The sequence below is a fragment of the Alicyclobacillus sp. SO9 genome, from assembly GCF_016406125.1.
In the GTDB taxonomy this organism is placed as follows: Bacteria; Bacillota; Bacilli; order Alicyclobacillales; family Alicyclobacillaceae; genus SO9.
This window is the reverse complement of record NZ_CP066339.1, coordinates 3,869,871-3,881,606: the sequence shown is the minus strand read 5'-3', so window position 1 is coordinate 3,881,606 and position 11,736 is coordinate 3,869,871. Positions and strand designations below refer to the sequence as shown.

The 11,736-nt window shown below is 50.3% G+C and carries 12 protein-coding genes; 11 read left to right on the top strand and 1 reads right to left on the bottom strand.

Annotated features, from left to right (window positions below; translation table 11 throughout):
• The first annotated feature begins 106 nt into the window (after positions 1-106).
• The 4 genes from GI364_RS18290 to GI364_RS18275 all read left to right on the top strand — a co-directional run bounded on the left by GI364_RS18290 (position 107) and on the right by GI364_RS18275 (position 3,837).
• Complete coding sequence (locus GI364_RS18290; protein WP_198850652.1) at positions 107-817, top strand: FadR/GntR family transcriptional regulator; 711 nt, start codon at positions 107-109, stop codon at positions 815-817.
• Positions 818-915: 98 nt separating this feature from the next.
• The gene (locus GI364_RS18285; RefSeq protein ID WP_198850651.1) at positions 916-1,686 is read left to right on the top strand and encodes a (Fe-S)-binding protein; all 771 of its coding nucleotides are present in this window, start codon (positions 916-918) and stop codon (positions 1,684-1,686) included.
• Entirely contained in the window at positions 1,683-3,161 is a 1,479-nt protein-coding gene (locus tag GI364_RS18280) for a LutB/LldF family L-lactate oxidation iron-sulfur protein (protein WP_304503165.1), read from the top strand. Before GI364_RS18285 ends, GI364_RS18280 begins: the two co-directional genes overlap by 4 nt.
• Positions 3,154-3,837: a LutC/YkgG family protein gene (locus GI364_RS18275; RefSeq protein ID WP_198850650.1), complete on the top strand. Its 684-nt coding sequence runs from the start codon at positions 3,154-3,156 to the stop codon at positions 3,835-3,837. Before GI364_RS18280 ends, GI364_RS18275 begins: the two co-directional genes overlap by 8 nt.
• 27 nt (positions 3,838-3,864) lie before the next feature.
• Here the strand turns inward: GI364_RS18275 and GI364_RS18270 are convergent, their stop codons facing one another.
• The gene (locus GI364_RS18270) at positions 3,865-4,233 is read right to left on the bottom strand and encodes a winged helix-turn-helix transcriptional regulator (protein WP_198850649.1); all 369 of its coding nucleotides are present in this window, start codon (positions 4,231-4,233) and stop codon (positions 3,865-3,867) included.
• A 289-nt stretch (positions 4,234-4,522) separates the two neighbouring features.
• Between GI364_RS18270 and GI364_RS18265 the strand changes: the two genes are divergently transcribed.
• The 7 genes from GI364_RS18265 (at position 4,523) to larC (ending at position 11,624) form a co-directional block, all read left to right on the top strand.
• The gene (locus GI364_RS18265; protein WP_233095862.1) at positions 4,523-5,527 is read left to right on the top strand and encodes an aldo/keto reductase; all 1,005 of its coding nucleotides are present in this window, start codon (positions 4,523-4,525) and stop codon (positions 5,525-5,527) included.
• A 144-nt stretch (positions 5,528-5,671) separates the two neighbouring features.
• On the top strand, positions 5,672-6,646 hold the full coding sequence (locus GI364_RS18260) for an aldo/keto reductase family protein (RefSeq protein ID WP_198850647.1): 975 nt from the start codon (positions 5,672-5,674) through the stop codon (positions 6,644-6,646).
• A 60-nt stretch (positions 6,647-6,706) separates the two neighbouring features.
• On the top strand, positions 6,707-7,585 hold the full coding sequence (locus GI364_RS18255; protein ID WP_198850646.1) for an aldo/keto reductase: 879 nt from the start codon (positions 6,707-6,709) through the stop codon (positions 7,583-7,585).
• Positions 7,586-7,655: 70 nt separating this feature from the next.
• Positions 7,656-8,519, top strand: a complete 864-nt coding sequence (gene larE, locus GI364_RS18250; protein ID WP_370541797.1) for an ATP-dependent sacrificial sulfur transferase LarE — start codon at positions 7,656-7,658, stop codon at positions 8,517-8,519.
• 15 nt (positions 8,520-8,534) lie between these two features.
• On the top strand, positions 8,535-9,533 hold the full coding sequence (locus tag GI364_RS18245) for a HoxN/HupN/NixA family nickel/cobalt transporter (protein WP_198850644.1): 999 nt from the start codon (positions 8,535-8,537) through the stop codon (positions 9,531-9,533).
• 19 nt (positions 9,534-9,552) lie between these two features.
• Positions 9,553-10,302, top strand: coding sequence for a nickel pincer cofactor biosynthesis protein LarB (gene larB / locus GI364_RS18240; protein WP_198850643.1), 750 nt, complete (start codon positions 9,553-9,555; stop codon positions 10,300-10,302).
• Positions 10,299-11,624: a nickel pincer cofactor biosynthesis protein LarC gene (gene larC, locus GI364_RS18235; RefSeq protein ID WP_198850642.1), complete on the top strand. Its 1,326-nt coding sequence runs from the start codon at positions 10,299-10,301 to the stop codon at positions 11,622-11,624. Before larB ends, larC begins: the two co-directional genes overlap by 4 nt.
• Positions 11,625-11,736 lie beyond the last annotated feature (112 nt).

Sequence of the window (11,736 nt, the reverse complement as noted above, 5' to 3'; positions counted from 1 at the left end):
CAGTGTTCGGCTATGCTAGGTGCCAAGTAGTCATCCAGTCATCAGATGACTAAGTGACCGGGTGGATGACTGGATCACTGTGAGCTTAGGAACGGGAGGAGAGGCCATGAACGACACGCCGATTCAGACGACAAAGACCTACGAAGCGATTATCCAGCGGTTGTTGGAGGGGATTCGTTCTGGAACTTTTCCAGCGGGAAGGAAGCTGCCTTCTGTCCGCCAACTCAGCGTGGACTGGCAAGTGGGTCAGGCAGCAGTACGGGAAGCCTTGAGTGCATTAAAGGCGATGAATCTCATCACAAGCCGACAGGGCGAAGGGACTTTTGTCAATCCTCATACGTCTGAGCAGATTGCACAGTCTCTCAAGTTTAATGATTTAATGACGCCGGCAGAAGTACAGTCATTGCTCGAATTAAGACTGATTTTGGAGGCTGGGGCTGTGCGGCTGGCTGCTTTGCGAAGGACACAGGCTGAGCTGGACGGTCTGTCTCTCACTGTGCAAAGAATGAAAGCAGATTTGGAACTGTCCCAGCTTGGTGAACAAACGGATTTTGAATTCCACTACAAATTGACAGAAGCAAGCAAAAACCCGTACCTCAGAGCATTAATGGAGTCTGTCAGAGAGAAAATGCAATCGGCGCAGTTATCTAGCAGGTTGGCTCTCTACCGCATAGAAGGTGAACCGCAGCAACTGTTGGCCCAACATCAGGAGATTCTTCAGGCAGTTGAAAACCAGGACCCGAACAGTGCTGAAACAGCAATGTTGCAGCACTTGCGTCATGTGGAAGCAAGGCTGAACCAGCTTGATAAGGCGTAGAAATACAAATTTCAATCTCTGACGGAGAAGTTTCAAGAGATTGAAGAGTACATGCCGTTTTTGTCGACATAAAACAGATAAAAGGAAGAAGGTCCATTATGAAAGCATCACTGTTTATCACGTGCCTAGTGGACAATTTCTACCCACAGGTTGCAGAGTCCATGGCGAGAGTGCTGCATCAGTGCGGTGTGGATCTCAGCGTACCGGAGCAACAGACGTGTTGTGGACAGCCCGCCTTTAACAGCGGCTACGTCGAAGAAGCAAAGGCTTCCGCTGTAACCTTGTTGGAAGCGTTTGCGGATTCAGATTATGTGGTCTCGCCAAGCGGTTCTTGTACCGGTATGGCACATCACTACTATGAGGACATGTTTCAAGGAGACACAAAATACGAAAAATTGGCCCGGGAGCTTGCAGAGAAAACCTATGAATTCTCTCAGTTTATGGTGAACGTCTTGGGAATCACAGACTTGGGTGCCGTATTTCCACACCGTGTTACATACCACCCCTCTTGCCACGGTTCGAGGATTTTGGGTGTTAAGGACGAACCAAAGCGGCTCCTCGATGCGGTACAGGACATTGAATTTACTGACTTGCCCTATGGACAGGATTGCTGTGGCTTTGGCGGCACATTTGCTGCAAAGATGAGTGACATCTCTATTGCTATGGTATCGGAAAAAGCCGGTCATGTTCTGGAAACGGGTGCTGACGTGTTAGTTGGTTTGGATATGGGGTGCCTGATGAACATCGGCGGCCGCCTGAATCGAATGGGTCAACCTGTACGAGTGTTGCACTTGGCCCAGTTGCTTCAGGAAGGGATTGAGAATAGCAAGAATCAGACGACACCCGTGAAGGCAGGTGAATCAAAATGACAGAAGGTCAGGCAACTGTTGAACAGCACGCACAGCTAAAGGCAACAAAGATGCTGGATAGGTCGAAACTTGCGTTGCAAGACGATTTTCTTCGAACTGCCGTTCGGTTTACCCAGGATAAACTTCGGAACAAGAAAAGAGCGACCACCGAGGAATTTGGGAATTGGGAAGAGTGGCGCGCTCGGGGAAGCGCAATTCGAGCACATACGGTCGAGTATCTGGATTATTATTTGCAGCAGTTCGTGGAGAATGTCAGGAATGCGGGCGGCACAGTCTATTTTGCGAAGAACGCAGCAGAGGCATCGGCGCAGGTCATTAAGATTGCCAAAGATAAGAAGGCCAAATCCATTGTGAAGTCCAAGTCAATGGTGTCCGAAGAGATTCACATCAACAAAAAACTGCTGAATGAGAAGATGGAAGTCGTGGAAACCGATTTGGGAGAGTATATCATCCAGTTGGCAGAGGAAACCCCATCGCATATTATTATTCCAGCGATTCACAAAAACCGAAATCAAATCAAGGACCTGTTTAATGCGGCCGGCGGGGAGAATCTGACCACCGAAACCAAGGTGTTGACTGCTTTTGCAAGGCAGACCTTGCGGGAAAAGTTTCGCAATGCGGACATCGGGATTACCGGGTGTAACTTCGGTATTGCAGAATCTGGAACAGTGACGCTGTTTACAAATGAAGGAAATGCAGATATGGTCACAAACCTACCGAAAACCCACATCGTCTTGATGGGGATGGAGCGCATTCTGCCGACTTTTAGCGACCTTGAAGTGATGGCAAACCTGCTTCCGAGAAGTGCTACTGGTCAAAAGCTGACAACGTATATGTCCATGATTACGGGTGCCAAGCGCAACGATGAACTGGACGGTTCCAGCGAGTTGCACCTCATTATTCTAGACAACGGCCGATCACGTCAATTAGGCGACTCTCAGTTCCAGGATGTCCTCAAGTGCATTCGCTGCGGCGCTTGTCTGAATGTTTGCCCCGTCTATCGGCAAGTTGGGGGTCATTCCTACGGTTCCGTGTACCCGGGCCCCATCGGCGCTGTCCTGTCACCTCTGCTCAATGAAGGGGATAAGTATTCGGACCTGCCCTTTGCATCCAGTCTTTGCGGGGCCTGCTCAGAAGCGTGTCCCGTACAAATTCCTCTGCACGATATGCTGGTCCACCTGCGGCAGCGTGCTGTGGAGAACGGATACGGATCCGCAGCGGAACGGATGGCATTCAAGGGGTTTGCCCGGACGTTTTCGTCTTCGAAGAGGTACCGTGCTGCTATGGGCACAGCGCGGGTGCTTCAGAAACCATTTGTGCGAAATGGCGTCATTTCATCGCAGATTGGCCCTCTGTCCGGATGGACAAAGGGACGTGATGCACCCAGTCTCGCTAAGCAGTCGTTTCGCAACAGATGGTCTAGTTTGAAGCAAGAGTTGGACACCAGCGGGAAAGGGGAATGGAACCGTGAATGAGACCGATTTCTTTGCAAACATCTCGAAACGTCTCGGCAGAGATGAGGTACCTGCAGCGCCTCCCGCCAGGGACATCATAGGGGCGCCTGAGTTCTGGAAATCCTATAAATTGGAGAACGGTGAACGGCTGCAGACGTTTCGAGATTCACTTGAGAAGCTTGGGGCCCACGTACAAACCTGTAGGTCCAGCGAAGAATTGCAAGGCGCTTTGCAAGACTTGTTGGCCTCTCTTTCTCCTAAACGGATGACAACGTGGTCCCTGGATGAACTGACAAGTACAGGGTTGTCGCTGCAGCAGTTGATGGAAACGCTGCAACCCTACGAACTATCCGAGTGGGGCGAAACCGGAATAGAGGATGCAGCGGAAGCAGATGTAGGGCTGACGGGGTGTATGGGGGCCGTCGCCGATACAGGAACACTGGTCCTGATGTCAAGCTCAAAACGCGGGCGTTCCGTCAGCTTGTTGCCCAGTGTTCATATTGCCGTTGTCAGGGCCTCCCAGGTTCGTACAAGGCTTGGCGAGGTGATGGAAGAACTGTCTGCCATGGAAGCATTGCCATCATCGGTGCATTTCATCAGCGGTCCGAGCCGGTCTTCGGACATCGAAAACGATCAGAGCATTGGTGTACACGGCCCGGCTGCCGTTTATGTGTTGGTTTACGACGACTTGACGTAAGCCAATCCCGGGCCGAATCGCGGTGGACTAGGCCCACTCCTTGCCCCATTTTTTCATGGCCTTTAACACTGCGTGAAACGCGTGTCCCTTATTCGTTACAGAGTATTCCACTGTGACGGGTACGGTCGCAAATACCCTTCGCTCGACAACGCCGTTTGCTTCCAGATGGCGCAGTGCATCTGTGAGAGACTTCGGACTGATGCCGTGAAGTCTGCGTCTCAGTTCGTTAAAACGCTGAGGCCCCTCGTACAGTTCCCGTAAAATCAGAAAGGACCATTTTCCGCCGATAATATCCAGTGCATTCTCGATGGAGCAGTAGGCATCCTCGGCATCCTGCAGTTCTTTGGATGTTAGTCTTGTTTCAGCTTGTTCGACTACTTTCTTTGCTTGTGCCATAACTCTCTCCTTTGATTCATTTTATAGAACATATCATCTTGTCTCGCAGAAGGTGAAAGGGAATTCATGTTGTAGCGGTTCCTTTAGATACACACACTCTCTTTCTTCACTTCAAAAAAGTAAGTCGGTTTATAGAATGTAATTATATATGATTATATTCACTACTGTATCAGATGAACTAGATGGTCTACAATATCAAAGTAAGCTTTTTCTTGTTTACCAGAATAGAGGCCGCAATCCACTGTGTACACACTAACTAGGATGGGAATGATGACGTGTGAGGTACAGGATGCTTGGAAAGACGGGTCTTAAGGTCAGTGAACTGTGTCTTGGTTCTATGACGTTTGGCAGGGAGACCAGCGAAACAGACAGTTTTAAGATTATGGACCGGTTCGTGGAAGCCGGGGGGAATTTTATTGACTCCGCCGATGTATACTCCAACGGTCTTTCAGAAGAAATTGTTGGTCGTTGGCTCAAACAGAAAAATCGAGATGACTATGTCATAGCCACAAAGGTTCGCTTTCCTATGGGAACGGCGCAAAATGACCTGGGGTTGAGCCGGAAGCACATCCTTGCTGGAGTCGAAGCAAGCCTAAAGCGCTTGGGTACGGATTATATTGATTTATATCAGGTTCACGCTTGGGATCCTCTGACACCCCTTGGGGAAACTTTGAGCACTTTGAACGATCTCGTTCGTCGCGGTCTGGTTCGCTACATAGGCGCGAGCAATTTCCGTGCGTGGCAGTTGCAGAAGGCGATTTATTTGAGCCGGCAAAACGGCTGGGAGGCCTTCTCTTGTCTGCAACCTCAATATAATCTTCTTTCCCGCGCCACAGAATATGAATTGATTCCTTTGGCTTTGCACGAAGGCATCGGGGTGATTCCTTGGAGTCCGCTGCGGGGAGGCTGGTTGAGCGGGAAGTTCCGCCGTGGAATGGAGCATCCTCCTGAACAGACGCGTATTGCAACTGCAGAGACTCAGGGATGGGGCGAGTCTTGGAGCAATTACAACAACGAATACACTTGGACCGTTATTGACGCATTGTTCGAGGCGGCAACAGAAGCGGAGAAAACACCGGCTCAGACGGCTATCAACTGGCTGTTACAGCAATCAGCCGTTACGGCGCCCATTATTGGTGCACGGACCTTGGAACAGTTGGAAAACAACCTCGGTGCATCTGATTGGGATTTGACGGTACAGCAAGTCGAACGTTTAAATGCTGCCAGCAAACTGCCGGTGACCTATCCTTACGATGACGGTGCAGAGGCACAGCAGCGCAGAGGCCGAGAATAAACCAGTGCCGAGGATAAACCAGTATGGAAGCGGCTTCTGTCGATTCCTTCGGGAGCCTTGTTTCTGGACTTGATTGAAAGACTGTGGAATTGAAAGACTGTGGGAATGGAACATAAAAGTTGATATAAATGAGGAGCGAATAACATGAAATATCGAAATCTTGGACATAGTGGCTTAAAAGTCAGTGAAATTGCTTTAGGAAGTTGGTTGACCTACGGCGAATCCACCGAAAAACAGACAGCTATTGAGTGTATTGATGAGGCGTATAACCTGGGTGTTAACTTTTTTGATACAGCCAACGTATACAACCGCGGTCAAGCTGAGTTGGTTGTAGGAGAGGCTCTGAAAAAGTATCCGCGCGACAGTTATGTACTGGCAACCAAGGTGTACTTTCCGATGAGTGACGGTCCGAATGACAGAGGATTGTCGCGCAAGCACATCATGGAGCAGTGTGATGCCAGTCTGAAACGTCTTGGAGTGGATTATGTAGATCTGTACCAGTGTCATCGTTATGACGAGAATGCTCCGCTCGAGGAAACGCTGCGTGCATTGGATGACTTGGCAGCACAGGGGAAAATACTATACGCAGGTGTCAGCGAGTGGTCGGCTGCGCAAATTACACACGCAAAAGCCATCGAAGACAAACGGAATTTGAGGCCCATCGTCTCGAATCAACCCATCTACAACATGCTTGTTCGCTACATAGAAAAAGAAGTCATTCCGACTTCTGAAGCAAACGGCATGGGGCAAATTGTATTTTCTCCGTTGGCGCAAGGCATTCTCACCGGTAAATATAAGCCAGGACAGCAGGCCCCTGCGGACAGTCGTGCCGCGAATGAGAAAATAAATCGTTTTATCAAGGGGTACTTGAATGACGATGTCTTGAACGGGGTGCAAAAATTGGACAACATTGCAAAATCCATCGATGCTAATTTAGCTCAACTTGCCATTGCGTGGATTCTGCGGCAACCAAATGTCAGCTCCGCCATTGTGGGTGCCAGTAAAGTATCCCAGGTTCGTGAGAATGTGAAGGCCGTAGACGTCGAGTTGACGGATGATGTCATGAAAGAAATCGACGTCGTATTGAAAGAAATTGATGGCTTTGTACCGGCGTGGTGAAGACAGGATTTCATCCTGTTTTCCCCTCTTTTTAACGTAGGTCAGCAGGGAGGAATGGACGTGGAGAAGCGTCGTTTAGGTCGATTGGAGTACATGAGTACCACAGTGATGTTCGGTGCGGCAAGTCTGGCTGCTGTGACCCAAGATGAGGCAGACAAATCGATTGAGTTCGCTGTAAACCACGGTGTCAATCATTTTGATACGGCCGCAGACTATGGTGATTCAGAACTGCGCTTAGGACCGTGGATGCCGAAAATTCGCAATCAAATTTTTCTCGCGACGAAAACGGGGAAGAGAACAAGGGATGAGGCCAAGCGCGAGATCTACAGGTCACTGGAACGCCTGCAGGTGGACCACGTGGATTTAATTCAACTGCACGCAGTAGGAAGCATTGAAGAACTGGATAAGTGCACTTCAAAAGGAGGTGCACTCGAAGCAGCCCTTGCAGCGAAGGACGAAGGGATTGTCAAAGGTATCGGCATTACCGGCCATGGGCATCAAGCACCAGCGACCCACTTGGAGGCCTTGCGCCGGTTTACCTTTGATGCAGTTTTGACACCGTTGAATTTCAAGCTGTACTCAATGCCTCAGTATCGGCAGGATTTTGATGCACTTCGCGAGCAAACCCAAAAACAGGATGTGGCTCTGCGGGTCATCAAGGCCGTGGCAAAAGGACCTTGGGGTGTAGACCAGAAGCGCAATTACGCTACATGGTATGAACCCTTTGACGAGCAGCAGATTATCGATGCCTGTGTGCACTATGTGTTGAACACACAGGGAATTAGCAGCTTTGCAAGTGCCGGCGATGTGCATTTGTTTCCAAAAATCGTGGATGCTGTCGAGCGGTATGGACAAATGTCCGATGAAGAGGTTACGAAGATTCTCAGCACACTGCCTGAGTATCAAACTCCGTTTGGGCATCCGACATCCATCGCTTGATTTCTACACCCGGCATGATATTCGGTGCCCGCTCCGAGGGTGCCCTGGATTTTCGGAGAGGATGAGTTACATGGAGGAAGTCTGGGAGAAGTATAACCAACTGCTTGAGCAATTGCGGTCCCTTGGCAGGATTTTGGTTGCCTTTTCAGGGGGCGTGGACAGCAGCTTTCTCTTGAAAGCGGCCATTGAAGGAGTAGGCGTTGACAACGTGCTCGCTGTCACAGCGGATTCGGAAACCTATCCAATGCGTGAGCGGGAGGAAGCAGCAGCTCTTGCCAAAGACTTGGGTGCTCGCCATGAAATCATTGCCACCAGTGAGTTGAGTATTCCAGGTTACGCTGAAAATCCCGTTAACCGTTGCTATTTCTGTAAGTTTGACTTGTTCTCTCATTTGCTTCCCATTGCCAAAGAGCAGGGTTACGACGCAGTGGCGTTTGGTGCTATCGCAGATGATTTGGGAGACTTTCGCCCAGGACTTCAAGCCGCGAAGGATAAAGGCGTCTACGCACCTCTGCAAGACGTCATGCTGTACAAGAAGGAAATTCGATTACTTTCAAAAAACATGGGACTCTCCACATGGGATAAGCCGTCTTTGGCCTGCCTTTCCTCTCGTATTCCGTATGGAGAGAAGATTACGAAGGAGAAGTTGTCTGCCGTGGAGCAGGCGGAAATGTTCCTAACCGATTTGGGGTTTCGCCAGGTTCGTGTACGCCACCACGACGGGCTGGCTCGCATCGAAGTGCCGCCTGAAACCATGACTGAAGTGTTGCAATACGCCGATCTCATTGTAACCAAACTCAAGAAAATTGGTTACCGGTTTGTCTCCTTGGATTTGCAGGGCTACCGTACAGGCAGCTTGAATGAATCGTTGGCTGCTCACCAGAAGAAGACCTCACAGGCACATCAGAGTCACAGGGAGACATCACATGTCTAGCAAGTGGTGTTTCGGATGAAACGTCCCAACGGGTCTCTTGAAGGTCTCGAGATGACTCATTCACACTCACTACAGCCGGGAAATGTAGTGCCCGGACAGAAAATAGGCTTACAGTCAAGACTCAAACCTGCAACGTCCGTCTTCACTATCACGATGCTTTTAAATGTTATTTCGTGGTCCTTGCTTTGGTTTGTTGGCAACAGTTATCCTATGCTGATTACCCTTGGCCTCCTGGCTTATGGGTTTGGGTTAAGGCATGCGGTAGACGCCGATCACATTGCAGCCATTGACAACATCACGAGAAAGCTCTTGCAGGAAGAGAAAAACCCCAGTCGCGTCGGAATGTATTTTTCATTTGGTCACTCTACCATTGTGTTCTTGTTGGCTTTGGTCATCTCTCTGTCGGTAAAAGGTGTTCGGCACAATCTGCCTCATTTGGCTTCCGTCGGATCGCTTATTGGCATCGCAGTTTCAACTACATTTCTGTATGTGATTGCTATCGCCAATTTTTTGGTGTTTCGAAGCCTGTGGATTAGTTGGCGCAAGGGTAGACGCGAGTCTATGAGAGGCGACAAAATCAATTTTAATGAAGACAATGCGGATGCGCAGGTTACCGGACATGGACAGACCGACGACCTGTTATGGAAAAGAGGTTTCCTGAACCGGCTGCTGCAAAAGCCCCTCAAATTGGTGACACATGATTGGCAGACATACTTTGTCGGTTTGTTGTTTGGACTTGGCTTTGATACTGCTACTGAAGTGGGTCTCTTGGCCGTCTCGGCTGCCGCTGTAAACGGAGGGATGCCTGCCGCAGACACATTGGTACTCCCCCTGCTTTTTACTTCAGGGATGAGCCTGGTTGACGGAATTGACGGCGTCATGATGATGCATGCGTATAGCTGGGCGTTTCAGAAGAATGGCCGGCGCATTGTTTACAATTTAATCATCACCGGGTTGTCTGTGTTGGTAGCTGTGGTTGTTGGAACACTAGAATGGATACACATTCCTTTTTGATAGAGAGGCAGGGAACAGGTTGAGCTACCGGGATATTTTAGAATCGGTACAATCGGGGACGCTGTCCGTCGATGAAGGATTGGAGCAACTTGGCAAGTTTGGCGCTGAAGACTTGGGATTTGCCAGAATAGACCACCATCGAAGTTTGCGCAAAGGATTCCCGGAGGTCGTGTACTGCGAAGGAAAGACAGTGGAGCAATCCGTGCAGGTACTGACACGGCTTGTGGAGACGACGGATGGCCCTGTGCTGGGAACGAGATCGGATGTTGAAGTCTATCATGAAGTCTCGAAAACCTATCCAGACTTTCAATACGATGAGGCCGCGCGAATGGTGTATTTGCAAAGAGGGTTACAGGCACCGGTAGGCAATGTGCTGGTGCTGGCAGCCGGCACGTCGGATTTGCCTGTTGCTCGCGAAGCCGTCCTGACCCTGGAATTGATGGGAGCGGCGACGACTTTGATTGTCGATGTGGGCGTTGCCGGACTGCACCGGTTGATGCAGCACCTGGACACCATTTATGCAGCAAAGGTGATTGTGGTGGTGGCAGGTATGGAAGGCGCACTGGCCAGCGTAGTGACGGGATTGGTGGACAAACCTGTTGTCGCTGTTCCCACCAGCGTGGGCTACGGATCTCACTTCAACGGATTAGCCCCGTTGTTGTCCATGTTGAACGCCTGTGCCTCTGGGGTCGGTACCGTGAACATTGACAACGGATTTGGTGCGGGCTACTTGGCTGCACTGATTAATCGACTGGGGGAATCGGAGTGAGGGCTGCATACATCGAATGCCAGGCCGGTGCCAGCGGAGACATGTTTCTCGGTGCCTGGCTAGATTCAGGGATTGACGAAGCACAGTGGCGCAGCATTCTGGCAACGTTGGACATTGAGGGCATCGATGTCACCGTGCGTTCTGTTTTCAAACAGGGCATTCGCGGAACCAAAGTGGATGTACAGGCGGACGGCGAATTATATCCGGACTTACGACACGACAGCCATGAACACAGCCATGAACACAGCCATGAACACAGTCATGAACACAGTCATGAACACAGTCATGAACACAGTCATGAACACAGTCATGAACACCGCGGTCTCCGGGAAATTGAGTCTATCCTTGACAACAGTGCGTTACCAGAAGCCGTTCGGCAGAAAAGCAGGGAAGCATTTCGACACCTTGCAAAGGCAGAAGGATACATTCACGGTCTTCCGCCCGAAGAAGTTCACTTTCACGAAGTAGGTGCGATGGATGCGATAGTTGATATCGTCGGTGCGATGGCTGGTTGGTACTTGGCAGGCATGCCTGTATGCTACGTATCTCCCATCGAGGTCGGAGGCGGGACTGTCCACTGTGCGCATGGTTTGATGCCGGTGCCAGCCCCTGCTGCTGCTGTTTTACTGCAAGGCTTCGCGACCTACTCTTCGGGTACTTGGGGAGAAACCGTAACACCGACAGGAGCCGCCATTATTAAGACCCTCTGTTCTTCCAAGGCGTCTCGCCCTGCTATGGTCTTCGATTCCGTTGGCTATGGCGCAGGAACGAAAGACTTGCCTGCGGCAAATTTACTTCGTATTCAAATGGGTGAGGTTACGGCAACAGCCCCCATGCAACGTGAGTTAACGCAAAGCGGTCATGACGAACAACGAGAGTATGTTGTCGTCCTCGAAGCCAATGTTGATGATATGACGCCTGAATGGATTGCCTATACCGTTCATCGGCTTTTGGAAGACGGGGCACTCGATGCTTGGGTATCCCAAGTTGTCATGAAAAAAGGACGACCGGGGCAGGTATTCCATGTGTTGTGCACTCCCGAACTGCGTGAGCAGATGGAAGAACTGCTCTTGACCGAAACGACCACCATTGGTGTCCGCGGCTATGAGGCTTCAAGACGAATTCTCGATCGGGAGTGGAAAACCGTCCAGACCAAGTATGGAGACGTCAGAGTTAAAATTGCCTCAGGGAACGGTGGCGTAAAAAACATCGCCCCGGAATTCGAGGATTTGAAGGCGTTAGCACGGCAACAAGCGGTCCCTTTGAAGCAAGTCTATCAATCTGCTTTATGCGCGGCCAATGAACAACTCGACTTAAAGTGAGGTTAGACTCGCTTGGCAGTGTCCGAGATTGTATCATGACCTTTACGCACAGACTCCGCCAAAGCTTTTGGGTACCTTGGGTACCGCCTCGCATCTTCGGCATCGGAGAGGG

Coding starts and splice junctions, on each gene's coding strand:
- GI364_RS18290 (WP_198850652.1), top strand. CDS start 107: ATGAACGACACGCCGATTCAGACGACAAAGACCTACGAAGCGATTATC.
- GI364_RS18285 (WP_198850651.1), top strand. CDS start 916: ATGAAAGCATCACTGTTTATCACGTGCCTAGTGGACAATTTCTACCCA.
- GI364_RS18280 (WP_304503165.1), top strand. CDS start 1,683: ATGACAGAAGGTCAGGCAACTGTTGAACAGCACGCACAGCTAAAGGCA.
- GI364_RS18270 (WP_198850649.1), bottom strand. CDS start 4,233: ATGGCACAAGCAAAGAAAGTAGTCGAACAAGCTGAAACAAGACTAACA.
- GI364_RS18265 (WP_233095862.1), top strand. CDS start 4,523: ATGCTTGGAAAGACGGGTCTTAAGGTCAGTGAACTGTGTCTTGGTTCT.
- GI364_RS18260 (WP_198850647.1), top strand. CDS start 5,672: ATGAAATATCGAAATCTTGGACATAGTGGCTTAAAAGTCAGTGAAATT.
- larE (WP_370541797.1), top strand. CDS start 7,656: ATGGAGGAAGTCTGGGAGAAGTATAACCAACTGCTTGAGCAATTGCGG.
- GI364_RS18245 (WP_198850644.1), top strand. CDS start 8,535: ATGAAACGTCCCAACGGGTCTCTTGAAGGTCTCGAGATGACTCATTCA.